Raw genomic sequence first — 23,675 nt, forward strand, 5'->3', positions numbered from 1 at the left:
ATTAAACTATAAGTTGTTGCAGCTGTAAAAATTGTTGGGTAATCTCATCCCCTGCACTAATACCATAATTTTTTGTAAGTGTAAAATTACTAGTGCCTGACACCCTTGCAAGCTCACCGTGGGCTGGGACAAATCGATATTGGCAGTTTTTCAGAAAGTCCCAATCTAGTACGGAGTCCCCCGCACCCGCAATGACTTCCATACCTTCTCGCTTAGAGATAAATTCAAGTGCATCCCCTTTGCTGATCGCAAGAGGGATAAAGTAGAGCTTTCTCCCCTGTATGGAGATCCTCCAACCATTTGATACAGCCAAATCATTAATCGCTTTTCGATCTGAAGCAGGTGGAAGACTGTTTAAGATGAAATAGAAAAATAAATTCTCCGCCTGCTTTATTTGCCCATCAAATTGAAAGCCTTCTCTTTTTAAAATCGCAAGCAACTCATTTTGTAGAACCGATTCCGCGTTTATACGCTGAAAAATATAGGTCGACCAATCTTTCATTATTTCACCATTATTAATAATATTGGCCCCATTTGAAGTAATTGCATATTTTAGTTGTATGTCCTCCTTAAAAATGTAGAAACGGTTAAATTGCTCTGTTGTCCTCGTTGTAACCGGAACAAAAAGACTAGATAGTGATAGCTCTTTTAAAGCAAAAAAGGATCGTTCTGTCATATAGGCAACCCAATTATTATCTTTTTTTTCAACGGGTTTTATGACTGTTTTATCTAGTTCTCCTAGTTCTTCTATAGCCCGTTTCGAATAAACCAATGTACGATCAAGGTCAGATGCAAAGATCATTTTTTAATCCCCTTAACCGACTTGATTAAGCCGCAGCATAAATACTTTAAATTTGGATATGGTACAACGTCTACACCCTTTTCTTCGGCAAGCATTAGAATATGTTTGACAAATGGACTTGACGGATCGCGCATTAGTATCTTCCATGGAACCCTGCGAAGCAAAACTCTTGTTGTTTCTCCGACTCCTGGTTTGATATAATGGGTACTTTCAATTTCAAACTCAGATTGAATTCGCTTGACGTCCTCCATCCCCAAGAATCCAGTTTCTATTTTCTCATTTTCCTTATGTGTAGCCATCTCCGCCGCTTCGCCTGCAATGTTTACAAATTCATTGCTAATCAAATCAATATATTCATTGGAAACATCAACAGGAATCAATTCCTCGTAATACTTAGCTCCATGGAATTCATCCTTCCCGATATATTGATCATTTAAAACCGTCCTGCTCACCAACCCAGATACAGTTGAGTTTAGACATGCACTAGGAATTAAAAAATCCTCGCGAGTTCCGAACAAAGTGGTGCAATATCCTGGATCTGCGATGACTGCTAATGTGTCGTCGAGGTTTATCCCATATTTTTGTTGATAATCATGACAGGCTTTGGTCAATTCAAGCGAAATTGCCCCTTTACCTGTCCACCCATCAACAAATTGAATATCAGCCTCTGGATGTTGTCTAAGTATATATTGAAGTGCATTTTCGTCAATCCCTCTGTCGCGGATAATTGAAACACTGTAATGCGGCAATAATACATGGTAATTCATGTGAATATACCTTTTTATTAATATCCCCACAGGCGTTCCTGCACGCGCCAGAGAAACAAGTACGGCCCTATCACCCTTAGATTGATAGATTTGTTCAGCCACAACACCAATACATAGGGCAACTTTTTGTTTGTATTCCTGTAAGGTTTCCCAAAATAAATCCACATACGCCTTTGGCGGCTGGTACTCTATTGGCAGTGATTCGCTGTAGTGAACACCTGATTGAACCATCAATTCCCGATTTTCAGTCGAATCCTCTAGCTTAATATCACTTAAATCCTTTAATAGGAATTGGACATCCTCCGCATTATAGCTTCCGATTTTTGCCGGTTTATTGATTGTGGTTTTCAACTTGTTCACCTCGATATTCAGAAAAAAAGACGAGTCTAATCATCTTTATTTGTAATTTACTTAGTTCTTTCAGTAGTGGTTGAAGATTCTCTAACTTTACTGTTCTTTCAAAAAAGATAAATATTTCATCGTAGAATCCTGGTGGAATATTGTAAAAAAAGTGGGTAATATCTTGGTCTTCAGGATTAGGAAAAGACGCACCAAACCTCGCTCCGTATCCTACTTTGTCTTCAATAAAAATCGGGCTTCGGGTTGTTGATTGATAATAAACACCTTTACCCATTTCGGCAGCTAATTTCATCGGAAGATACATAAACTCTCCAGTGCCTAGGCAAAGCGTCCTTTTTCCAATCCTTTTATTGTATAAAACGGCCGCAGCTGCAGAGGCTTTCTGTTGAAGACTCCTATTTTCCGTACTGCTTAGGCCGAATCGACCTGTCTCTTTAATAAATGCTGACTTATTCATCGGGTTATTGGCTGAATAGAGGGTCATGGTAAAAAAAGGTGATAGGTCTATTCGTTCGACAGAGGACTCGACGCGCTTGTTCGATTCCACTTTTATTGACCAATTATTCATATCATTATGCTGTTTAACCTGTACTGTACCGGCCAAAAGGCTTACCACATTGATTTTTATCCCCAGGTCCTGTTCAAGACGGCTAAAGCCATATCGATTTTCTTCTGAACGCCAATCCAAAATGGAAACAACGGTATAAATACGTCTAGGGAATTTAGCATGGATCGATTGGATAATATTTAAAGCGGTTTTACCCGTTGTCAGTTCATCATCAACGAGGATGATTTCCCGTTCATTTTGTATCATTTCTAACGGAATAAAACAACGATGTGATGTAGCATGGGAATGCTCTTCTTCAAAGGTGATTTTTGGTTTTTCCTGTTCGAGTTCTTCTCTAGTGGTATGAAAGTATTCAGCTGATATAAAGCAATCAAAGAAAGCATGCCCAAGTGAGGTGGCGGTTTCAGCAAATCCTATCACTACAGGACGAATATTGTCAGGGATAAAGGCCTTACTCTGATATGATTCTCCATTTTTAAAGGAGGTTAATAGACTCTCAGTTTCTAAACATTTTATCTTCTTTACCGTTTCAAGGAATCTCGCACCAAGAAGTGCTCCAGTTTGCAGTCCCTTATTAGGATCAATTGGTAAGTGTTTACCGAGCACTTTACTTACAAACAAAAACGACCGTTTCTTATTTATTCTGGCTGCCATTGTAAATAACTCTTCTAGTGGCAAATCATACGGATTTTCAGAAACTTCTATCTCTGTTTCAATCGAGTCTAAGATATTATACATATACTTCTTTTTTGATAAGGTCAATGGTTGTGAATTCTTCATGTAACACCCCGTACAGCTGTGATTTTAAAATGGTTTTCTTTGCCCAGTAATAATGAGGTTTTATCTCATTCATTTTATTAGCAAAATTACTTTTCAAAACGCCAATATCCCCATTTGCCGCATTTATGATATTGCTAGCATCAATGAATTCCTCGTAGGAAACGACATTTAGGGCTTGCACTACTTTGATATGTGAAGGATGAATAATCGTTTTTCCTGTTATTCCGTTTGCAATATCCATTAAGATTTCCTGGATTAAACCATCCATATGTTCATTGATTAATTTTGCTCTCCATTTCAACCCTTCATCCCCGTACCGTTCGCGGAACGGTGTTTGCCTAAGCTGCGGCTTTAACATTCTCTTTTTCGCAGAAAAATACTCCCAAACTGGACCAGATACAACGTAGGAACTATCAAAGCGTTGAAAGACATTGATAATATCTGAAATGCAATCTCTTAAGACAGCGATATCATAAACGGTAGTATCCGCACTACGGCGAATTCCATATAATCCACAAAAATCAGTAGCCCCAATCCGAACATTAAGAATAATGTCCTTGTAGCGATCAAGAAGATTCTTTATACTCATTAATTCGTCCATTCTCGTTTCTTTTTGAATGACCTTTGCTGTCTCCAAAATCGGCATAGCATAAAATGGGTGCTCCTTTGTATGTAATCGGTTTACTTCCATTAATAGTTCTTCACCAATTTCAGCACTGAATTTTGGAAGCACCACCCCAGTAAGCAGACCTATTGCATCCCCTAATTGTTCGGTAACCCGTTTTAACTGCTCTAGGTTTCGGATTCGGATAAACATAAGTGGTAGATCCGTATAGCTCAAAAAGCCCTTATTTAATTCAAAAAATAACTTTAATAATTCACTGATAAGCATTGCCTCAGCATCAGTTACCTCGTTATCACCAACAGCATCTTCTAAGTCGATGACAAGGGACGTTAAACCTTCATGCTTCTTAGAGAGGATTTCTTGATGAATATTAGGGCGTGTGGCAGGCATATAAAGCGTGGCGCCTAAACCATAGGACAGTAGTTCACGGTGAGAATATTTTGTATAAGCCTGCGGTTTTTGAAAGAAGAATCGTTTAATTTCATTTTCGTAAAAGTATGTAAAAAATTCCATAACTATTTACTCCTCTTTAAAGGTAAAAAATAGAGGAGACGGACTCTCGTCAGCTCCCCTTTTTAGTCAACAATTTTTAGTTTTCTTTGCTAGTTTCCTTTTTCTTATTCATGAAGTGAACAATAAAGGTTGCTCCAAATGTTACGGCTAGAATAATAAAGAAATGTAATGATTCAATATGGATGTTGAATAACGGTAAGGTAAGTGCCATCTTAATAGAAATGATTAGGATTAAGATATAAGCGGTAGTTTCAAGTTCAGGAATCCTATCAATTAGTGTAAGAAAAACTCCGGCAACGCCACGCATCATTAAAACGCCAAGGATCCCACCTACAAATAAAATCCATACCTGATTGCTGACCCCAAATGCCGCAAGAACGCTGTCAACCGAGAAAGCAATATCCATTAATTCAACGGCAGCTACCGTTCCCCAAAAGGTACCAAATAAGCGTATTAGCAAGCCGCCTTGGTTAATTCCTTCTGCTTCCTCTTCATCGTGACCAGCATCACCTTTATACTTATCGATGAAATACTTAATCGCTAACCACGCAAGATACGCGGCACCAAGGGCTTTAATGACCCAAAACTTGATTAAATATACTCCGATGCCAATCGCAATAAATCGGAATATATATGCTCCTAATAAACCATAGAACAAGGCTCTCTTACGCTTTTTAGGTTCCAAATGTTTAACCATAACGGCTAAAACAAGCGCATTATCGGCAGAAAGTAATCCTTCTAAAATAATAAGTGTCCCAATAAGTCCCCAGCTGACTGGATCGGCCAATATTTGACCCCACATATTCAAATCAAAAAATTGCGCATAGGTGTCCAAGATATGATTCAAAACTGACATTAAAGTAATTCCTCCTAGAATAGAAAAGCGGAAGCGCCTTGTTCAGGGGCGACAAGCATAAGTCGAGCCGGCGTGAAGGTTGTTCTTTAACCTTCATGACGGATTGGCTATAGACCATAGAGCCCCTAGGCGCAGCAGCTAGACATGTTGTTAACAAAGCTTTTGTAAAAAGACCCATTATTGATTGGGTCTCTTCATTTTGAAATATTAACCTATAGATAGTCCAAAGTCAGTTGCAAGTGCAGCTAATCCGCCTTGATAACCACTACCGATGGCACTAAATTTCCATTCACCATTGTGGCGATACAATTCACCAACAACAATTGCTGTTTCAATCGAGAAGTCCTCACCTAAATCATAGCGAATCAATTCTTCACCGTTTGCCTCATTGTAAATGCGGGCATAGGCATTTGAAACCTGTCCAAAGTTTTGATTTCTGCTTTCTGCATCATGAATTGTAATTGTAAACGCAATCCGCTGAATATTGGCTGGAATAGTAGTAAGACTTACTTTAATGCCTTCATCATCACCATCACCAGCACCTGTGCGATTATCTCCGGTATGTACCACAGCTCCATTTGCTCCTTGTGGATTATTATAGAAAATAAAGTCACTTTCATTCGTAACTTTTCCATTTTCTCCTAATAGGAAAACAGATGAATCTAAATCAAAGTCATTTCCACCGTCATATTTGTTTGTGTCCCATCCTAATCCAACCACAACATTTGTTAAACCAGGATTGGTTTTTGTTAAATCAACTTTTTGACCTTTTGATAAACTTACTGCCATTTTTCATTCCTCCAATTTAGGTAATAGTCTATTTACGAGTTTGTCATAAAAAGGTTTCATTTATTATAATAAAATTTTTTCCTGCCAATAAGCAAATTCACATTAACTCATCCATTTAGGTGGTGTATTTTTAGCCCAAAAAATGGACCCTAACTCATGATGGCTCTGGTAATTATCATGGTAGGTGTGGTAATGAAAATTGAACCAGTAGCCTGCTTGCGGTGGATTATCTCGTCTTACATGAAATCGAAGTATATCTTTACCGATAGCGCGATTGTTAATATTAAAGATTTTTTCAGAAAGGCCGGTACCAGGATGTTCGGTTATGGTGAGATTTTTCAAATCTTCTTCAGGAAATTGGACAGCAATTTCTTCAAGTGCAGTTTCGATATTTGGTAAAATAATTTCTCGGAATTCATTTTCAATGACTGGTTTAATCTTTGGACCAAATTTTTGATATGACTGGAATTCTGCTTGCTTTTTTAATTCTTCAATAAACTTTTCTTTATCAAACTCTGATTCTTCAATAAACGTATTTATTTGTCCAAAGTGACTTTCGGTCGATGGCGCTTCGAAGGCATCACGATCGGCGAGATTCTCTGCATTTACCGTATTGATTAATTGAGTGGGGGTAACAAGTCCAAAAGTTAAAACAGATACTAATACAAATAACGTTTTACGAAGCCAATTGCTCATTTTTCATTTCACCTTATTCTTAGCAAGATTTTGTATCATCTATTTTTTTCTAAAATTAGTTATTATACAAAATATTATACTTCTTTTTTCTTGTAAATGGAAAAAAACAGTTTAAATATCACAATTTAATCATAGAAAAAGGATGTCGGCTGACATCCTAATTAGCAGTGGGCTTCAAATGCCCCAAGTAAATTATGCATAACTGTTTCCATCGGCATTCCTTCAATATCGTGTCTAGGAATGAAATGAACGACTTTTTTATCTTTTAATAATGCCATTGATGGTGATGATGGTTCAATTCCTTCGAAATACTCACGCATTTTCGCAGTGGCTTCTTTATCCTGTCCAGCAAAAACTGTTACTAGGTGGTTTGGTTTTTTTTCGCTATTTAGTACCGCTTGCGTTGCAGCAGGACGAGCCAATCCAGCAGCACATCCGCACACAGAATTTACGACAACAAGCGTGGTTCCGCTGACATTTTCCAAAAATTGTTCTACATCTTGAGCAGTAGGTAGCTCTTCGAAGCCAGCTCTTATTAATTCTTCGCGCATTGGTAAAACCATTTGTTTCATATATTCATCATAAGCATTTGACATTTTAAATCACTCCGTTTCGGTTCATCCATTTTAGAATACCTAATCTATTAGCTCTTTGCAATTTTATTCGGTCGCTTTCCTTGCTTCGGTCATTTGCTTCCAAACAGAACCTTTAGCTGCTTCACCGCCTTCAATTCTTTCAATCGCCATTTTTATTTGCAAACTGACTTCAAATTCCGAATCATTTTCGGCAGCTTTTAACGCTGGAAGGGCCTTTTCATCGCCTGCTTCATATAAAAACATCGCTGCCCGCCAGCGAACTAACTTGCTCTTATCCTGCAATGCTTCCATCATCTCGTCGGCTGCTTCTGGAAACCCTAAATCTGATAGACAATCTCCCGCGGTTCTTCGAACGGTCACAGTTTTATCTTTCAGTGCCTGGTATAAAAGCGGAAGTACCTCATTTTCTTTGATCATGCCGAGGTACACTGTTGCAAGCCTTCGAATCGAAGCCTTTTCATCAGATAATGCTTTTTCAAGCACGGGTAAATCCTCTAGTTCCGGATCATCCATTTGCTCGAGGAGTTGATAGCGAATCTGCCAATCGGGATTCTGTAAATCTTCCAATGCTACCTTTTTGCGAGACAGATTAATTTTTGGTTCTGAAGTAGATTCTGCTGATTGAGCATTTGTAACTAATTCTTCTAATCGTTCCAGTGGATACGCGGCAATGAGTTCATCGACTACCTCCTTGCCAATTTGGTCAAAATCTCCATAGCGGACGCCCTGATTTTGCCACTTTCGCAAGTAGATATAGTTCTCTTCAGGAAGCTGTGCACTTTCTCTTGCTTTTAAAAAGTGTTCCGGCAATCCAAACCGTCTTTCAGTTACGCCATCGGTAAGCTTTACTTGGAGTGGAATATCCTTAAACATTTGGATTTCAACCTTAATTTCCCCAAAATGTTCAACTAATTTTGCAGTGTTTGCAGTTTCATTCGCTTTTTCTCCAAATGCCTGGCGAACTTGAGGTAATAATTCCTTCCAATCATATCTTGCATTCCGCTCGACAGCAAGAAAGTCTGCGACATGGTACACGCCTTTGATGCCTTCAATTTGAAGGATGGATTGGACAACGGCTGGCGCATCTGTTGCTGTTTCTTTTTTATAATTATGGCTTTTCCCCATAGGAAGTTCTTCATCTAAATTAATTTTCATTGTATTCGGACTTGGCGTTGGTTCAATCGCCTTAATTTTCAACAAGATCACCTAATTCTTATGATTTCTTTTTCAAGTTTATCATATTGGATAAGTTTCAATCACTGGATATGCTTGAAGAAAAATAGAGTACGTCCATGGACGCACTCTTATTCCTTTTCAGCCAGCTCTGCCAGATATGACCAGCGTTCGATTAAGTACTCAAGCTTTTCGTTTAATTCGGTTTCCTGCTTCATCAAATCCTGTGCTTTCGTAAAATCACTGCCTGTTTTCGCCATTTCAACACCTATTTCTTCAATACGGGTCTCTGTTTTCGCAATGTCTTCATCAATTGATTCCCATTCTTTTTTCTCTAAATAGGTCATTTTTTTCTTTTTTTCTTTCTCAACCGGTTTAGTTGGCTTGGCCGAAACAGCGACTGTTTTTTGTGCTTCAAGGGCTGATTCCTTCTCAAGATACTCTGTATAATTCCCAAAGAATGAATCTATTGTACCTTCCCCTTGTAGGACGAGAAGCTGTTCAGCCACCTTATCTAAGAAATAGCGGTCATGAGAAACTGTGATTACCACTCCCGGGAAATCTTCCAAATAATCTTCAAGAACCGTCAGAGTCTGGGTATCGAGATCATTGGTTGGTTCGTCCAACAATAACACATTTGGTGCAGTCATCAATATTTTCAACAAATATAAACGTCGTTTTTCCCCGCCCGATAGTTTTCGAATCGGGGTACCGTGCGAAAATGGAGGAAATAGAAAGCGTTCAAGCATTTGAGCAGCAGAGATCGTTTTCCCGTCCGATGTTTCGACAATCTCGGCTGTCTCTTTAATGTATTCAATCATCCGCTTATTTTCATCCATATCTTCACTTTCCTGTGTATAATAAGCGATTTTTACCGTTTGCCCCATGATAAACTCACCCTCATCAAGGGGGATATGTTTTGCGAGGATATTTAATAAGGTTGATTTCCCGGTTCCGTTTTTCCCGATAATACCTATCCGATCCCCCGGCTTCACAAGTAAATCAAAATGATATAAAATCGTTTTTGCTCCGTATCGCTTGGAAGCATCCTTTAGTTCAAATACCTGCTTGCCAAGCCGACTGCCATTTAACGAGATATCCATCTTTTCAGAAGATGACTTCCCACTCGAAACCTTTTCATCGAGCTCATCAAATCGTTGAATCCTCGCCTTTTGTTTTGTAGACCTGGCTTTTGCACCACGCCTAATCCATTCGAGCTCCCTGCGGAACAGATTCTTACTTTTTTCAAAGGTAGCTGCCTCATTTTCTTCACGAATCGCTTTTGCTTCTAAAAAGGCGGCATAGTTCCCTTTATAACTGTATAATTGACCACTATCGAGCTCAAACATCCGATTCGCAACCCGATCTAAAAAGTAGCGATCATGGGTGACAAGCAAGATCGAGCCATTGTATCTACTTAAATAATCCTCTAACCATTTTACCGAATCAAAATCGAGATGGTTCGTAGGTTCGTCTAAAATAAGTAAATCCGGCTCGGCAATTAATACTTGAGCTAATGCGACGCGCTTTTTCTGTCCGCCCGAAAGTTCACTGATTCTTTTTGTAAATTCCTCAATCCCTAATTTCATTAAAATCGACTTTGCATTGGTACTGGCATCCCAGGCATTTAAAGCATCCATTTGCTTTTGTAGTTCAAAAAGGTCTTCTTGGACTTTTGTGTCATTTGGAGAAAGATTCAGTTCTAATAAAGTTTTTTCATAAGCACGCATTAGTTTTAGGATGGGAGCATCGCCATGGAAGACTTGTTCAAGGACCGTTTTGTCACCGTCTAACTCCGGCTGTTGGTCTAAAAATGTAATGGAATAGTCTTTACTTGTGATGATTTTTCCTTCGTCAGGAGTATCCAGTCCTGCAATAATTTTTAATAATGATGATTTACCGGTCCCGTTGATCCCGATTAATCCCACACGCTCTTTTTCTTTAATCGTGAACGAGATATTGTTAAATAGCTGTTTTTCCCCATACGTTTTCGAAACATTTTCTCCTGTGAGCATTTTCATTCTTGTCCATCCCATTCTTGGTAAAATTGTTCTAAAAATGTTTCCATCATTTGTTGACGGCTTTCTGCCATTTCTCGGGCAGACTCTGTATTTAGTAAATCTTTTAATTTAAGCAACTTTTCATAAAAGTGGTGAATACTTGTTGATTTACCTTTTCTATACTCTTCTAAGCTCATTTCGTTTCGAACCTTAATGCCGGGGTTATAAATTGGTTGTCCTTTTTTACCGCCATAGGCAAACGCCCTCGCAATCCCGATGGCTCCAATCGCATCTAATCGGTCTGCATCCTGGACGATTTTGGCTTCAATCGTTGAGAGCTCACTGTTTATGCCGCCTTTATAGGAAATCGTTGCGATAATTTGTTTTATATGTTTTTTTTCATTATCTGTTAGCGGAATGGTTTGCAAAAAGGTTTCCAGTTTTTCTTCACCTTTTTCGATACTTTCATTCAACTTTTCATCTGGGATGTCATGGAGTAATGCAGCCATTTCAATAATGAACACCTCTCCTATCTTTTCTTCCCTGCAAATATGTAAGGCATTCCGTCGAACGCGGTCGACATGGAACCAATCATGGCCTGTCGCATCTTCAGCCAATTCATTACGGACAAATTCTTCTGTTAGCACAATTATCGGATTCTTCATTGCTTGAAAGCACCTACCTTTATCCTTGCTATTTTAACATGAAAAACAAACAAAAAATAACCCCGAATGTTCGGGATTATTTTTTGTTTGCTTGGCGTCCACTTTTTTTCTGACTTTGCGACTTGCTATTACCAATTTGAAACTCGCTTCCGAGTTCAATATCATTTCGTTTGTCTTGCTTTTCAATTTGTTCTCTCGTTTGGTTCGGATTTTGTCTCCCTTGCTTACTAATGGCGCATCTCCCTCTCATCTAAGATTTAATGCAATTTTAGTATGCTCAGTTTGGGAGTAAGTTATTTCAACTCATTATGCCAACTGATGCCAAGGGTATTTTCACCCGCATGCACGCCGATTACCGCTCCTAATGGACAACAGTTGATTTCTAGTTGAGGAAATTCCTTTCTTAATTCATCCATCCAAATAGCTGCGTGACCCTCGTGCAAACCAAATAAAATATATACCTCTTTAAAATGATGCTGCTCGTAGGATGACCTTAAGTAATCCAATATTTTTTCCTTCGCCTTTTTCTCACTTCTTGCTTTTTCTTTCACACTCAGCGCACCATCTTCGATCGAAATAATTGGTTTAACGTTAAGCATGCTGCCGAGAAAGAATTTCAAGCCTGACATTCTGCCGCTTCGGTGGAGCTGTTCTAAACTGCCAACAAGAACATAGGTCTCGTTGGTTTTCTTAATTCTTTCGAGTTGACTGATTACTGATTCAAGACTAGCGCCTGCTTCAAGAAGCCTTATTCCTTCTTTAAGTAAAGCCGTCATTGGATAGGTTAGGATATTGGAATCAATGGTGGTTACTGGAATCTCAACAAGCATTGCAGCTTGCTCACTCGAGGATACCGTGCCACTTAATTTTCCTGATAAAAGAACGGCAACAACTTGGTCGTAATCCTTAGACAGTTGTTCGTATAATGCTTGAAAAGCTCCAATGGAAGGTTGTGATGTTTTAGGTGGATATTTAAGTTCCTTTAATCTTTCGAATAATTGAGCAGGGGTTAAGTCAATCCCATCAGAAAATTCCTCACCATCAAGTAAAATCGTTAATGGAATGGTATATAAATCTGGATGATTTTTTAATTCTTCGTCTAAATAGGCTGTACTATCTGTGACCCAAGCCGTTTTGACCAACGTCATCTCCCCTTTTTTATAAAAAAATGAACAGATATGTAAATTAATCGTACATAAAAACTTGAATATTGTAAATATTTTAAAAACCTAATTAAAACCAGCTTTGGATAAAAAGCTGGTTTCGCTTCATATTGCTAAAATTCCCTGTTCAGTTGCTTAAGAGTTGTCATGATAAACTCAGTCATTTCAACCAAATCATCCACTTGGTCTTCCCGAATCAATCGATCAAAATCAACATTAATCACATGAGTATGCTTTCGTTTGATTTCAAGTGGTGGATACTGAACAATTTGAGTTATCTTTCTCGTGGGCCCCCATACGTTTAGTAGGATGTTTTCAACCGCTTGAAAGTCTATTTCCATGTCATTATGTTCAATTAAAAATTGGAGCCTTAAATGACACCCTGCCTTCTGTTCTGATTGTAAGGCCGGTAAAAGCTCTGCTGCTAGATTAACCAGGTTTGATGCCATTTCAATATTCGCTATTACACTGCTTTTAGGTAAACGGAATGATACATCAAATTTCCGAGACATCTTAGCCATGTTGATTAAATCGTTTCGGTCTGTAATAACAATCTCACCGATAATATCTAAATCATAAAGAGCACCTTCAATCACCACTTTCATGTTATCAAAGGCTGTCGGATCAAACATATCCCATCTACTCTCCTCTTAAGAAAAGCGCAAGCGCCCGCTCGGCCGCTTGCGCTAGACAGTTATCTAAGTTCAAATTTTATTACTTTCTTTATTGAATTAGAAAAGCCCAACTGCATTCCCGTTTTCATCCACATCCATATTTAAGGCAGCAGGTTTTTTCGGGAGGCCTGGCATGGTCATAACATCTCCAGTTAACGCGACGATAAATCCTGCTCCAATCGAAGGTTTAAACTCCCTGACCGTCACGCTGAAATCCGTCGGTCTACCTAACTTTCCAGGATCATCAGACAAGGAATATTGAGATTTCGCCATACAAACAGCTAAATTAGACCAGCCGAATTTTTCAAAATCAATCAATTGTTTTTTAGCCTTTGAAGAAAATTCTACATCTTTTCCACCATAAACCTTTTGGACAATAGTTCTAACTTTCTGTTCAATCGGATCAGATAGGTCGTATAAAGGCTTAAAATTGTTTTCATTCTTGTCAATGACAGCCAATAGTGTTTCAGCTAGATCGATACCTCCTGCTCCGCCTTTTTCCCACACTTCTGTTAAGGCAACTGGAACATTCTCTCTTTCACACCATCCAAGTAATGTTGTTACTTCAAGTTCTGTATCAGTGATGAATTTGTTAACTGCAACAACTACTGGTAATCCAAAGCTATTGATTGTCTCGATGTGTTTTTTTAGATTTGCAAAACCAAGTGTTAGTGAAGGAATATTCTCTTTTGCTAACTCACTTTTTGCTACTCCCCCATGCATTTTTAAGGCACGAATAGTCGCAACAATAACAACTGCTTCTGGTTGGATCCTCGCACTTCTTGATTTAATATGTAAAAACTTTTCTGCACCTAAATCTGCTCCAAAGCCAGCTTCAGTGATAACATAATCCGCTAACTGAGCCGCAGCTTTAGTTGCTATGACGCTATTACACCCATGGGCAATATTTGCAAACGGACCGCCGTGAATAAGAGCTGGCGTATGTTCAATCGTCTGAACAAGATTTGGTTTGACCGCATCTTTTAACAATAACGTTAATGCGCCTTCCACACCTAAGTCACCGACCGTTACCGGCTCCTTATGATAATTATAGGCAACAACCATCCGTGATAATCGTAATTTTAAATCCTTTAGATCTGTTGCTAAACATAAAACCGCCATAATTTCCGAAGCGACCGTAATGTCAAAGCCATCTTCCCTTGGAACACCTTGAAGGGGCCCACCAAGACCGATAATAACTTTTCTTAATGCACGGTCATTTAAATCAAGGGACCGTTTCCAGACTATTCTCCGTTGATCTACGTTAAGTTCATTTCCTTGTTGGAGATGATTATCGATTAACGCTGCGAGGGCATTATTTGCAGTCGTAATCGCATGCAAATCTCCAGTAAAATGTAAGTTGATGTCTTCCATTGGCAGGACTTGCGAGTATCCACCGCCAGTCGCCCCACCCTTAATACCCATAGTTGGACCTAATGAAGGCTCTCTGATTGCGATCATCGTTTTTTTACCTAACCGATTAAAAGCATCTGCCAGTCCAACTGTCACAGTCGATTTACCTTCGCCTGCTGGTGTTGGATTAATGGAAGTGACAAGGATAATTTTTCCGCTATCCTTCGTTTTGAGTTTAGCAAGAGCTTCATTTGAGATTTTAGCTTTGTATTTACCAAAAAGTTCTAGATCATCCTCTTCTAAACCAATTTTTTCGGCGATTTCAACAATTGGCTTCATCTTTGATTCTTGTGCAATATCAATGTCTGATTTCACTTCAGTTTTCAATACCACCTTTATCCCCCGCATTCAGCATTTAGAATTGGACTTACGGTTTCATTGTATCAAATAAGCGCTTTCAATCCGATAATTAATTATGACAAATTAATTAATACTTTTCTGAATTTACAATAATGTTTATAATATAAATATCAAATATTTAAAATATTCATTGACTCCTTATCGTAGGTAGTTATATAAATGGATGTAGTATTTAGAAATAATCCTAATTAACCTGAAAAAGGGGCTGATCACTTGCCAATTAACATTCCAAAACTCCTTCCAGCGAGGGAAATTCTCGAACACGAAAATATTTTCATTATGGATAATGAACGTGCTATTGCTCAGGACATCAGACCATTAAATATCCTTATTCTGAATTTAATGCCCGAAAAAGAAAAAGCAGAAACACAGCTTTTAAGATTATTAGGAAACTCGCCTTTACAAGTAAATGTCAATTTTCTAAAAACTAACTCCTATGAATCCACCCATACGAGTAAACAGCATCTCGAACAGTTTTACACCACCTTTTCCCAAGTGAAAAACTTAAAATTTGATGGGATGATTATTACTGGTGCCCCAGTAGAGCTATTAGAATTTGATCAAGTTAAATATTGGTCGGAATTAACTGAGATTATGGATTGGGCCAATCAAAATGTCACTTCGACATTACATATTTGCTGGGGTGCGCAGGCTGCTCTTAACTACCATTATCGGATTGGTAAATTTGAGTTACAGCGAAAATGCTCAGGTATTTATCCTCACCGGATTTTCGAACCTAATGACACTTTGCTACGCGGGTTTGACGACCAGTTTTATGCTCCCCATTCTCGCTATACTGATGTATCGATTGAAGCAATTAACAAGAATCCAGAATTAACACTATTAGCCGCCTCTGAAGATGCAGGTGCCTTATTAATTGCCTCTCGGGATAGAAAGCATGTCATGATTACCGGACATTTGGAGTATGAATCAGATTCGCTGGCCCAAGAGTATGAAAGAGACTTGAATAAAGGTCTTGAAATCCATATACCGGAGAACTATTTTCCAAACAATGATCCAACCCAGCCTCCAATTAATCGCTGGCGTTCTCATGGTCATTTATTCTTTTCAAACTGGCTTAATTATTATGTATACCAGGAGACCCCTTTTTTTTGGGGTTAACACTAAGCATCGGGTAAATTCCGATGTTTTTTTATTATAATTGTTTGTTTATTATTTGTAAAAATAGAAAGAATATAGGAAAAAAGCAAGGTATTGCTTTTAATAATTATCTTAAGAGGAGAATTTTCATGGAATCAATTGTGGCACTTCACCGTAATTCCTTTGGGGAAATTATCAACTTTGTCACTTCTGAGGGACGAATCATTTCTTATCGAAAGGCAATACTAGAGGCAGAAAATGGTTTAATTCAAGGGGTTCAGGCTATTGAGGAAGAGCATGGTAGAATGTCTTTAATCCCAGAGAGCGACCAATCTTTTGATCAATACCCAGATTTATATTAAAAGCACCTAGCAATTGCTGCTAGGTGCTTCTTTATTACTCACTTTCATTCTGTTTTTGTATTTCATTTAATGCCTCAATACGCTTTTGGTCTTCTTCAAAAAACTGAACCAAGTCACCAATTCGATCAATTGAATCCCAGCTTAAATGGTGTTCAATCCCTTCGACATCGTTATATATATTTTCATTTTTTACACCGATGATTTTGAGGAACTGTTCTAATAAATCATGTCTGAAGACCAGGCGCTTGCCAATCTTTTTCCCCTTGGCTGTTAACACAAGTCCTCTATATTTTTCGTAGACTAAATATTCATCTTTATCAAGTTTTTGCACCATTTTCGTTACTGAGGAGGGATGTACTGACAGCGCTTCAGCAATATCTGAGACTCGAGCGTATCCTTTTTCTTCAATCAATATATATATTTGTTCAATATAATCTTCCATACTTGGTGTTGGCATCCCATACCCTCCAAAAAATTACTCAACTAAAAGTTTACTATATAAAAAAAATAGTGACAAGGCACTTTATCACATATATAAATTAACATTTCTTTATTTTGCTGCCGTTTCTTCGAATAAAAATTTTACCTTTTTTTCAGTTTGGTCTATAAAAAGCCTGGCATTAAAGGTTTTTTCTTTATTGGTAAAACCTTCAATCAGCTCGGTTTTTCCTTCTGATAAAAGCAGCTTTAGGTTCTTCTGAGTAATATTCTTACCTAATATTTTCTTTGAAATAGTGAAATCGCATTGATTTTTTTGGTAATTTGAACAACCGTAAAAGCTGCCTTTATCTACGACTGAACCATCACATTTTTTACAAGGACCCAGCTTGGTAAAAGTCTGCTTCCTCCCTTTTTGCTTCCCAGGTGCAAAATTTTCGCGAATCTCCTCCGAGAAAGACCAGTTAGTAGCTTGACCAATACTTGACGAAATTAAATGAATGACCATCTTCTTTGTTTGCTCCATAAATTGCTTTGGTGCAGCAGACCCCTCAGATATTTCCTTTAGTTTCTGCTCCCACTTTGCGGTCATTTCAGGTGAAGCTAAAATTTCTTTCCCAATGGCCTCAATGAGGATTTTGGCTTTCGCTGTAGCATAAACTAAATTCTTAGTAACCTCAATATATAGACGGTCCTTTAGCATTGTAATGATGCCTGCTCTGGTTGCTTCTGTTCCAAGGCCCTCGGTCTTTGTCAGAATTTTTTCGAGTTCTTTATCATCTATATGCTTACCGGCCGTTTTCATTAACGTAATCAATTGACCTTCAGTATAGCGTTTTGGCGGCTGAGTTTTGCTTTCTTTAACTTCCACTTTATCCGACCGACCCTGCTCACCTTCTGCTAGCATTGGTAGTGCAGGTTCATCTTCGTTATCTTTTGGATTCAGTACTTTACGCCAGCCTTCTTCAATTTGAACCTTCCCTTTCGAGATAAACGTTGCCCTTCCATCCACCAATGTTGTCACAGTAGTATATTCAGCTATGGCCTTATTGTAGTGTGCGGCGATCAAACTTGTTACAACTAAATCGTAGATTTTTTTCTCATCTGGGGTGAGCCGCTCCACATTTGGGATTTGTTCCGTCGGAATAATCGCATAGTGGTCTGTGACCTTCTTTTCATTCACATAGCGTTTGTTTTCTGAAATCGAAGCAAATGGTAACGGGAAGAAACTTTCGTAATCTTTAATATGACTTAATTTGTTTAAGACTTCCGGGAAAGTATTCGCTTCTTCTTTTGTAACGTACCGTGAATCTGAACGAGGGTACGAGACATTTCCCTTTTGATAGAGCTTTTGCATTACATCGAGAGTTTTCTTCGGTGAGAATTTAAAGCGTTTATTTGCCTCGGCTTGGAGGGCGGAAAGATTATACAAGAGTGGAGGAAAGAACTCTTTCCTTTCTGATAGAACCTCGCTGACTTCGGCAGGTTTATCCTTGCAAAAAGCAGCAACTTTTTCGGCTAACTCTTTTGTATTCACTCGGGTTTCCCCATCGTTCTGCCATTTTCCAGTATATTTTTTTCCATTCATTAAAAAATGTGCGAGAACCTCCCAAAAGGGTTCCGACTTAAAGTTCTCTATTTCTATTTCTCTTTTAACAATAAGTGCTAAGGTTGGTGTTTGTACTCTACCAACTGAAAAGACATCAGAAAATCCTTGTTTTTGTAAAAGTAAGCTATACAAACGTGAAGCATTCATACCAACCACCCAGTCAGCACAAGCCCTTGTGTAGGCTTCAAAAAATAAACTCCGTGTTTCTTGCTCGTCCAACAGCTTTTTAAAACCCTCTCTAATGCTATTAGCTGTTAACGACGAGATCCACAGCCTTTTCATGGGTTTGTGACATTTTGTTAACCTGAGGATATTGCGGATAATCAGTTCACCTTCGCGCCCCGCATCACCTGCATGAATAATTTCAGTCACATTAGAATCAGACACTAACTTTTTGATGACTGCAAATTGTTTTGTCTTATCTTTCGTTACTTCGTATTCAAACTGTTCAGGGATAATTGGTAAATTATCTAACGACCATTTTTTCCAGCCTTGCTGATATTTTTCGGGCGAGACTAATTGGCATACATGACCAATTGCCCAAGTCACATAGGCTCCCTTAGGAAAAATATCATTTGGATAAATTTCGATAAAACCATTTTGTTTTTTATGTTTAAAGATTGATGCTAAGGTTGACCCTTGATCCGGCTTTTCGGCAATAATTAATTTCATTATGATTGCTCCCTTTTTACAAAGCATCCCGAAATCCATTTTACCCATTAAATCCTGTGTACGTAAAGACTAAATAATCACCATATCCACTAATTTCCTCTACAATTTTATGATAGTGGTCGATCGAGACAATATAATCGACTGTATCATTCTTCACTTTTCAGTAATTGTAGATTCATTCAATTTCTAAGTACAGTGGTAATAATGATAATAATTATTTTTAGAATTACTCTCAAGGTTCTTACTATTAAAATAGCAGACTACGTCACGAAATCACCTTAGTATTTTGTCTGTTATTTGACAAATAGACTAAATAATAAAAAAGAGTGATCAAATGATCACCCATAATGCTTGCTATTGTTAACTCAACGGCTTTATTGAAGGAAGATCCTGACTATACCAATTACCCTCGGGGATAATATTCGAAACTGTTAAAATTAAGGATGGAATTCTCTCCACATTGAACACAATTGCACCAATTTTCTTTGTAAAAATGATAAAGGCATTTCCATGTGAATAATTATCTAGGTCTAATCCCATATGGAGCAGTGCAAATAAAATGGTCTGCTTTTCATCAGAATCAATATAAACTTGGGGTGAAAATCTTAATATCCATTCATCACCTTCAATGGAAAATCGGTACATCCTATCCCCGCCTCTGTAAATAAATTGATTAATTTAAGATATGTTGCAGAGGTAATTTTCATGTTAGGGGTACGGACAAAATCAGACACTTAAATATTTTCATAGAAACTACCATAATTCCAATGTAAGAGACAAGTCATTCCTTGACTGTAAATTCTCATTATTGTATATTTAAAGCATCATGTAACTATATATGCATAGCAAGTGGCTGCATGATAATATTTATCTTTGGCACCAATAAGGGTGGCTTGAAAGGCTTAGGAGGAAGAAGTAAATGCAAAACGGTAAAGTAAAATGGTTTAACAATGAAAAAGGTTTTGGTTTTATTGAAGTAGAAGGCGGCGACGATGTATTCGTACACTTCAGCGCTATCACTGGCGAAGGCTTCAAATCTTTAGAAGAAGGCCAAGAAGTTTCTTTTGAAATCGTTGAAGGAAACCGTGGTCCACAAGCAGCTAACGTTGTAAAACTATAATCTAAAATAATCAATCAAGGGCTGACGTTTTCGTCAGCCTTTTTTATAGGCGCTAACAGGACTTAGGTGAATTTTCAACTCAGTTTCTTCCCATACTCCTGAAGTTGTTCTCCCACTGTACACTTTGAAATGCAAAACCGATGTGCTGCTCTCCGCCCACCTTCTTTTTTCAAATGCTGGTGTAAAAAGCAGCCTTCACAGTATTGAATCATTAAGGATTCTACATGAACCAATAATTGCCTTTTGTTTAAGTCCTTCACAAGAGTTTCACACCCATTTCCTAAAGAATCAATGTTTTTGCAAAAATTTCTTTTCCCTCTAATGCTTGTGTCGCCAATTTATCTGCTTCTTTGTTATCTTTTCTAGCAATGGACGTATATTTAGGGACTAAACCAAGCGTTTTAATTTTTTCCTCAATTCTGTCAAGCCAGCTATTAAGCGTATCTTCATAACAAGGCCAATCCCCTTCCAGCTGTTTTAAAACCACTTGGGAGTCACCTTTAAATTCACAAGATAAATGATGAACTCCTAAATCCTCTAAAATATTTAGTGCATAATAAAAAGCAGCATACTCTGCTTCATTATTTGTTTCCAATTCATCAATCCGTTCATTGGCTCGGATACGGTATTTCTTCTTTCCCTGCTTAAAAAAGATTACAGCCCCAAGACCTGCTTGATTTGTTTCCTTTTGAAACCCTCCATCAAAGTAAACAGTTATTTCATGAGGATCATCTTCAATTTCGGTCATCAACTTTTTCATTTCCTTTAAGATCCATGATGTTCCCTTTTCATCATAAAAAAACAAATCAGATACTTTCCCAGTCATTTCAAGCTCTTCACCAATTTGTATAGCCGTTTCACCTGATACCATTTCAGAGGAAAATTGTACCTTTTCATTACTTTTTATTTTATACATCCACTCTAACCTATAGTTCAATGTCCTCAACCTTTCTAAAAAGAATTCAAGGGCTTTTTAAATAACATATTCCATGCCACTATATCGACCACATCATTCTAACCTATTCTGATATATATTCTTATCATACCCACTTCTTCATAGTAGTTATAAGAATAAATATTTTCTGACTTAAAAGAAATATGATAAACTTTCACTATTACGTTTATGGAGGAAACAGAATTGATTGAGGTTTATATTGACGGGGCTAGTGCCGGAAACCCTGGACCAAGTGGTGCCGGGATATTTATTAAAGGAAACGGCATTACAGAAAAATATTCAATTCCATTAGGAAAAATGACGAATCATGAAGCAGAATATCATGCATTTATTAAGGCTTTGGAAATATGTTTAGAAAAGGGATTTGAAAATTCCGTTGTGTCTTTTCGGACCGACTCTCAATTAGTTAACAATGCAATAGAAAAGGAATTTGTAAAAAACAAACTATACTTACCATTATTTGAACAGGCATTACACTTATCAAAGAAGTTTCAATTATTTTTTATGAAATGGATCCCAAGTGCTGAAAATAAGGCGGCGGATGAACTAGCAAGGCAGGCAATAAGAAAAAATATTCCCGAGGAGCAATGATACATCATGAAAAAACCTATTTTTGCCGATTTAAGTTTGCTCCTTGTAACGATCATCTGGGGTAGCACTTTTGTGTTAGTCCAAAATGCAATTGATTTTCTTGAACCGTTTTCCTTTAATAGCATTCGCTTTCTGGCGGCAGCGATTTTATTGATTTTCTGCCTTGTGATATTTGAAAAAAAACAGTTAAAACAATTGAATTTAAAGCTGCTTTTATCAGGTGTATTTATCGGATTTTGGCTTTTCCTTGGTTATGCTACCCAAACAATCGGCCTGTTATATACAACCTCTTCCAAAGCCGGCTTTATTACAGGGTTAAATGTTGTCCTTGTTCCAATATTTTCAATGATGTTATTAAAGCAGTTTCCGAACCGGAATGCTGTCTTGGGCGTGTTAACTGCGACCATTGGCTTATTCCTATTGACGATGACTGATGTTACTTCATTAAATAGAGGTGATGGTTTCGTTTTCATTTGCGCCATCAGTTTCGCGCTTCAGATCATCTATACAGGTAAGTTTAGTAATAAATATCCAACCTTGCTGTTAACAGTCATTCAAATTTCAACAGTCGCGATATTATCGATTTTATCCTCTTTCCTATTTGAAGATTGGAAAAAGTCATTTAATCCACATATATTACTCAAGCAAGATGTTCTGGCTGCCCTTGTCATTACAAGCATATTTGCAACAGCGCTGGCATTTATGATTCAAACAAATTTTCAAAAATACACCTCTGCAACTCGAGTTGCGTTAATTTTTGCAATGGAGCCGGTATTTGCCGCGATTACAGGTTTTTATTGGGCAAATGAACGACTTTCCTATAGTGCCTTAGTTGGGTGCTGCCTCATTTTTGCAGGAATGATTTTTGCTGAAATGCCAACAAACAAAATCCCTTTACTAAGAAAAACAAAATCCCTAGAGGATAAGGTCTCATAAAAAAACTCCCTTTTAGTGAAGGGAGTTAATCTAATTATATCGCTAACAGTTCCTTTTCTTTAACGAATCTAATGGCCTCTTTCCTTGAGTTGATCCTGTTCGAAATTAATGTTTCCAGTAACGATACATAAAAACTGCCATCAAAACTTTTTTGCGCTTTTAATGTCAGTTCAATGGCTGTAATACTCATTTCATCAGAAGCATTTGTGTAGTGTTTCCCAAAAAATATAAAGCCAATTGCATCCTCTTGGAATTGAAATCCTTTTCCTTCCAAGTGGTGCAAATAATCTTCGACTGTTCCCAATAACTTTGCCATCCCTCTCCCAACAAACTGTGAACATCCCTTAGAATCTTAACTTAAATTTTGATAATTTTCTATTCTTTTTTGTACATAGGTGACCTATGACTCCCACCAAAACACCTAGAATTGCCCCTCCTACAACTTCTTCAGGCTCATGGCCTAACATTTCTTTTAGCTTTTTTGGAGAGTCCTGTTTAAATTCAACACTTTCCTCTTTATGAATTTTTTCAATTAATTCATTCATTGAATTTACCTTTAAGGTAAGCTCCCCAGTTTGCCTTCTTACCCCTTGCGCATCATACATGACAATTAATCCGTAAATCAGTGAAAGGGCAAAATCAAAGGTTGGCAGTCCACGCTGCATTGCAATGTATGTTGTTAATGTAGAAACCCCAGCTGAATGTGAGCTAGGCATCCCACCGGTACCAAAAAACAGCTCTGGACGCCATTCTTTCTTTTTATAATAATGAATAGGAATTTTCATCCCTTGTGCTAGTCCCATGCTGAAAAGTGCTAAATAAACACCCTTGTTCATCATATCACCCCTGCTAATATTGTTCGAAAGCCCGTGTTTTATTATTCCACATGGAAATACTAAAAAAGTGGGAGGTGAACATAGATGGGTAAAAATGGTCAAACTAATCGAGGTGTCAAAGCTCCAGGGGTTAATCCTCAAGGATATGGTCAAGATGCGGAGTTCGCTGAAGAACCAAAAAGTAAACTAGAAAATGCAGCAAAGAAAAAAAACACTAAATAGACGCAAACATAAAAACTGGCTGTCCCTTGTCGA

Annotated in this window: 27 protein-coding genes; 6 read left to right on the forward strand and 21 right to left on the reverse strand. The window is 37.9% G+C overall.

Translation table 11 applies throughout. The features are described 5' to 3' along the window. Position 1: 1 nt before the first annotated feature. The 14 genes from CCK98_RS23025 to CCK98_RS23090 all read right to left on the reverse strand — a co-directional run bounded on the left by CCK98_RS23025 (position 2) and on the right by CCK98_RS23090 (position 14,773). Positions 2-802 (reverse strand): hypothetical protein, encoded by an 801-nt coding sequence (locus CCK98_RS23025; RefSeq protein ID WP_088088705.1) that lies wholly within the window; start codon positions 800-802, stop codon positions 2-4. Then, positions 799-1,920 (reverse strand): cysteine protease StiP family protein, encoded by a 1,122-nt coding sequence (locus CCK98_RS23030; protein WP_256942449.1) that lies wholly within the window; start codon positions 1,918-1,920, stop codon positions 799-801. Before CCK98_RS23030 ends, CCK98_RS23025 begins: the two co-directional genes overlap by 4 nt. Next, positions 1,901-3,277 carry a phosphoribosyltransferase family protein gene (locus CCK98_RS23035; RefSeq protein WP_179195907.1) on the reverse strand — a complete coding sequence of 459 codons (1,377 nt, stop codon included), beginning with the start codon at positions 3,275-3,277 and terminating at the stop codon, positions 1,901-1,903. Before CCK98_RS23035 ends, CCK98_RS23030 begins: the two co-directional genes overlap by 20 nt. After that, a complete protein-coding gene (locus tag CCK98_RS23040) occupies positions 3,228-4,415 on the reverse strand; it encodes an HpcH/HpaI aldolase/citrate lyase family protein (RefSeq protein WP_088088706.1) in 1,188 nt (395 codons plus the stop codon). Before CCK98_RS23040 ends, CCK98_RS23035 begins: the two co-directional genes overlap by 50 nt. A 76-nt stretch (positions 4,416-4,491) precedes the next feature. Continuing rightward, positions 4,492-5,271, reverse strand: a complete 780-nt coding sequence (locus CCK98_RS23045; protein WP_088088707.1) for a TerC family protein — start codon at positions 5,269-5,271, stop codon at positions 4,492-4,494. A gap of 207 nt (positions 5,272-5,478) precedes the next feature. After that, positions 5,479-6,060 (reverse strand): TerD family protein, encoded by a 582-nt coding sequence (locus CCK98_RS23050; protein ID WP_088088708.1) that lies wholly within the window; start codon positions 6,058-6,060, stop codon positions 5,479-5,481. Positions 6,061-6,162: 102 nt separating this feature from the next. Next, positions 6,163-6,756 (reverse strand): YpjP family protein, encoded by a 594-nt coding sequence (locus tag CCK98_RS23055; RefSeq protein ID WP_088088709.1) that lies wholly within the window; start codon positions 6,754-6,756, stop codon positions 6,163-6,165. Positions 6,757-6,917: 161 nt separating this feature from the next. Further along, positions 6,918-7,352 (reverse strand): BrxA/BrxB family bacilliredoxin, encoded by a 435-nt coding sequence (locus CCK98_RS23060; RefSeq protein ID WP_088088710.1) that lies wholly within the window; start codon positions 7,350-7,352, stop codon positions 6,918-6,920. Positions 7,353-7,415: 63 nt separating this feature from the next. Next, complete coding sequence (locus tag CCK98_RS23065; protein WP_088088711.1) at positions 7,416-8,549, reverse strand: conserved virulence factor C family protein; 1,134 nt, start codon at positions 8,547-8,549, stop codon at positions 7,416-7,418. A 107-nt stretch (positions 8,550-8,656) separates the two neighbouring features. Beyond that, entirely contained in the window at positions 8,657-10,546 is a 1,890-nt protein-coding gene (locus CCK98_RS23070; RefSeq protein WP_088088712.1) for an ABC-F family ATP-binding cassette domain-containing protein, read from the reverse strand. After that, on the reverse strand, positions 10,543-11,190 hold the full coding sequence (locus tag CCK98_RS23075; RefSeq protein WP_088088713.1) for an HD domain-containing protein: 648 nt from the start codon (positions 11,188-11,190) through the stop codon (positions 10,543-10,545). Before CCK98_RS23075 ends, CCK98_RS23070 begins: the two co-directional genes overlap by 4 nt. 293 nt (positions 11,191-11,483) lie before the next feature. Continuing rightward, positions 11,484-12,332: a DegV family protein gene (locus CCK98_RS23080; RefSeq protein ID WP_088088714.1), complete on the reverse strand. Its 849-nt coding sequence runs from the start codon at positions 12,330-12,332 to the stop codon at positions 11,484-11,486. A gap of 134 nt (positions 12,333-12,466) precedes the next feature. Beyond that, positions 12,467-12,985, reverse strand: coding sequence for a hypothetical protein (locus tag CCK98_RS23085; protein WP_088088715.1), 519 nt, complete (start codon positions 12,983-12,985; stop codon positions 12,467-12,469). A gap of 99 nt (positions 12,986-13,084) precedes the next feature. Beyond that, positions 13,085-14,773, reverse strand: a complete 1,689-nt coding sequence (locus CCK98_RS23090; RefSeq protein ID WP_088088716.1) for a formate--tetrahydrofolate ligase — start codon at positions 14,771-14,773, stop codon at positions 13,085-13,087. A gap of 240 nt (positions 14,774-15,013) precedes the next feature. On the opposite strand from CCK98_RS23090, the gene metA reads away from it, so the two are divergent. Further along, entirely contained in the window at positions 15,014-15,922 is a 909-nt protein-coding gene (gene metA, locus CCK98_RS23095) for a homoserine O-succinyltransferase (RefSeq protein WP_088088717.1), read from the forward strand. A gap of 128 nt (positions 15,923-16,050) precedes the next feature. Then, positions 16,051-16,263, forward strand: coding sequence for a DUF3892 domain-containing protein (locus CCK98_RS23100; RefSeq protein ID WP_088088718.1), 213 nt, complete (start codon positions 16,051-16,053; stop codon positions 16,261-16,263). Positions 16,264-16,297: 34 nt separating this feature from the next. Here CCK98_RS23100 and mntR read toward each other — a convergent pair whose 3' ends face one another. The 3 genes from mntR to CCK98_RS23115 form a co-directional block, all read right to left on the reverse strand. Then, the gene (mntR, locus tag CCK98_RS23105) at positions 16,298-16,720 is read right to left on the reverse strand and encodes a transcriptional regulator MntR (protein WP_088088719.1); all 423 of its coding nucleotides are present in this window, start codon (positions 16,718-16,720) and stop codon (positions 16,298-16,300) included. Between the two features lie 93 nt (positions 16,721-16,813). After that, on the reverse strand, positions 16,814-18,982 hold the full coding sequence (locus CCK98_RS23110) for a DNA topoisomerase III (RefSeq protein WP_088088720.1): 2,169 nt from the start codon (positions 18,980-18,982) through the stop codon (positions 16,814-16,816). A gap of 360 nt (positions 18,983-19,342) precedes the next feature. After that, on the reverse strand, positions 19,343-19,627 hold the full coding sequence (locus CCK98_RS23115; RefSeq protein WP_088088721.1) for a hypothetical protein: 285 nt from the start codon (positions 19,625-19,627) through the stop codon (positions 19,343-19,345). Between the two features lie 274 nt (positions 19,628-19,901). On the opposite strand from CCK98_RS23115, the gene cspD reads away from it, so the two are divergent. After that, positions 19,902-20,102 carry a cold-shock protein CspD gene (cspD, locus tag CCK98_RS23120; RefSeq protein ID WP_026563856.1) on the forward strand — a complete coding sequence of 67 codons (201 nt, stop codon included), beginning with the start codon at positions 19,902-19,904 and terminating at the stop codon, positions 20,100-20,102. 74 nt (positions 20,103-20,176) lie between these two features. Here cspD and CCK98_RS23125 read toward each other — a convergent pair whose 3' ends face one another. Together CCK98_RS23125 and CCK98_RS23130 are read right to left on the reverse strand one after the other, a co-directional pair. Next, positions 20,177-20,362 carry a zinc-finger domain-containing protein gene (locus CCK98_RS23125; RefSeq protein ID WP_088088722.1) on the reverse strand — a complete coding sequence of 62 codons (186 nt, stop codon included), beginning with the start codon at positions 20,360-20,362 and terminating at the stop codon, positions 20,177-20,179. 20 nt (positions 20,363-20,382) lie between these two features. After that, positions 20,383-21,039, reverse strand: coding sequence for a reverse transcriptase-like protein (locus CCK98_RS23130; RefSeq protein ID WP_088088723.1), 657 nt, complete (start codon positions 21,037-21,039; stop codon positions 20,383-20,385). 201 nt (positions 21,040-21,240) lie between these two features. Here CCK98_RS23130 and CCK98_RS23135 point away from each other — a divergent pair, with 201 nt between their 5' ends. Both CCK98_RS23135 and CCK98_RS23140 read left to right on the forward strand, forming a co-directional pair. Next, the gene (locus tag CCK98_RS23135; RefSeq protein ID WP_088088724.1) at positions 21,241-21,648 is read left to right on the forward strand and encodes a reverse transcriptase-like protein; all 408 of its coding nucleotides are present in this window, start codon (positions 21,241-21,243) and stop codon (positions 21,646-21,648) included. A 6-nt stretch (positions 21,649-21,654) separates the two neighbouring features. Beyond that, on the forward strand, positions 21,655-22,584 hold the full coding sequence (locus CCK98_RS23140; protein WP_088088725.1) for a DMT family transporter: 930 nt from the start codon (positions 21,655-21,657) through the stop codon (positions 22,582-22,584). 34 nt (positions 22,585-22,618) lie between these two features. Here CCK98_RS23140 and CCK98_RS23145 read toward each other — a convergent pair whose 3' ends face one another. Continuing rightward, entirely contained in the window at positions 22,619-22,900 is a 282-nt protein-coding gene (locus CCK98_RS23145) for a DUF6123 family protein (RefSeq protein WP_179195908.1), read from the reverse strand. 28 nt (positions 22,901-22,928) lie between these two features. Beyond that, positions 22,929-23,420 carry a divergent PAP2 family protein gene (locus CCK98_RS23150; protein WP_088088726.1) on the reverse strand — a complete coding sequence of 164 codons (492 nt, stop codon included), beginning with the start codon at positions 23,418-23,420 and terminating at the stop codon, positions 22,929-22,931. Between the two features lie 84 nt (positions 23,421-23,504). Here CCK98_RS23150 and sspL point away from each other — a divergent pair, with 84 nt between their 5' ends. Continuing rightward, positions 23,505-23,642, forward strand: a complete 138-nt coding sequence (sspL, locus tag CCK98_RS23155) for a small, acid-soluble spore protein L (RefSeq protein WP_088088727.1) — start codon at positions 23,505-23,507, stop codon at positions 23,640-23,642. The last annotated feature ends 33 nt before the right edge of the window (positions 23,643-23,675 follow it).

The sequence above is a fragment of the Bacillus sp. OV166 genome (assembly GCF_900177675.1).
GTDB lineage: Bacteria > Bacillota > Bacilli > Bacillales > Cytobacillaceae > Neobacillus.

Coding starts and splice junctions, on each gene's coding strand:
- CCK98_RS23040 (WP_088088706.1), bottom strand. CDS start 4,415: ATGGAATTTTTTACATACTTTTACGAAAATGAAATTAAACGATTCTTC.
- CCK98_RS23115 (WP_088088721.1), bottom strand. CDS start 19,627: ATGTACCGATTTTCCATTGAAGGTGATGAATGGATATTAAGATTTTCA.
- CCK98_RS23055 (WP_088088709.1), bottom strand. CDS start 6,756: ATGAGCAATTGGCTTCGTAAAACGTTATTTGTATTAGTATCTGTTTTA.
- CCK98_RS23050 (WP_088088708.1), bottom strand. CDS start 6,060: ATGGCAGTAAGTTTATCAAAAGGTCAAAAAGTTGATTTAACAAAAACC.
- CCK98_RS23145 (WP_179195908.1), bottom strand. CDS start 22,900: ATGGCAAAGTTATTGGGAACAGTCGAAGATTATTTGCACCACTTGGAA.
- CCK98_RS23085 (WP_088088715.1), bottom strand. CDS start 12,985: ATGTTTGATCCGACAGCCTTTGATAACATGAAAGTGGTGATTGAAGGT.
- CCK98_RS23150 (WP_088088726.1), bottom strand. CDS start 23,420: ATGAACAAGGGTGTTTATTTAGCACTTTTCAGCATGGGACTAGCACAA.
- CCK98_RS23140 (WP_088088725.1), top strand. CDS start 21,655: ATGAAAAAACCTATTTTTGCCGATTTAAGTTTGCTCCTTGTAACGATC.
- CCK98_RS23100 (WP_088088718.1), top strand. CDS start 16,051: ATGGAATCAATTGTGGCACTTCACCGTAATTCCTTTGGGGAAATTATC.
- CCK98_RS23075 (WP_088088713.1), bottom strand. CDS start 11,190: ATGAAGAATCCGATAATTGTGCTAACAGAAGAATTTGTCCGTAATGAA.
- cspD (WP_026563856.1), top strand. CDS start 19,902: ATGCAAAACGGTAAAGTAAAATGGTTTAACAATGAAAAAGGTTTTGGT.
- sspL (WP_088088727.1), top strand. CDS start 23,505: ATGGGTAAAAATGGTCAAACTAATCGAGGTGTCAAAGCTCCAGGGGTT.
- CCK98_RS23070 (WP_088088712.1), bottom strand. CDS start 10,546: ATGAAAATGCTCACAGGAGAAAATGTTTCGAAAACGTATGGGGAAAAA.
- CCK98_RS23035 (WP_179195907.1), bottom strand. CDS start 3,277: ATGAAGAATTCACAACCATTGACCTTATCAAAAAAGAAGTATATGTAT.
- CCK98_RS23110 (WP_088088720.1), bottom strand. CDS start 18,982: ATGAAATTAATTATTGCCGAAAAGCCGGATCAAGGGTCAACCTTAGCA.
- CCK98_RS23025 (WP_088088705.1), bottom strand. CDS start 802: ATGATCTTTGCATCTGACCTTGATCGTACATTGGTTTATTCGAAACGG.
- CCK98_RS23060 (WP_088088710.1), bottom strand. CDS start 7,352: ATGTCAAATGCTTATGATGAATATATGAAACAAATGGTTTTACCAATG.
- CCK98_RS23045 (WP_088088707.1), bottom strand. CDS start 5,271: ATGTCAGTTTTGAATCATATCTTGGACACCTATGCGCAATTTTTTGAT.
- mntR (WP_088088719.1), bottom strand. CDS start 16,720: ATGCCAACACCAAGTATGGAAGATTATATTGAACAAATATATATATTG.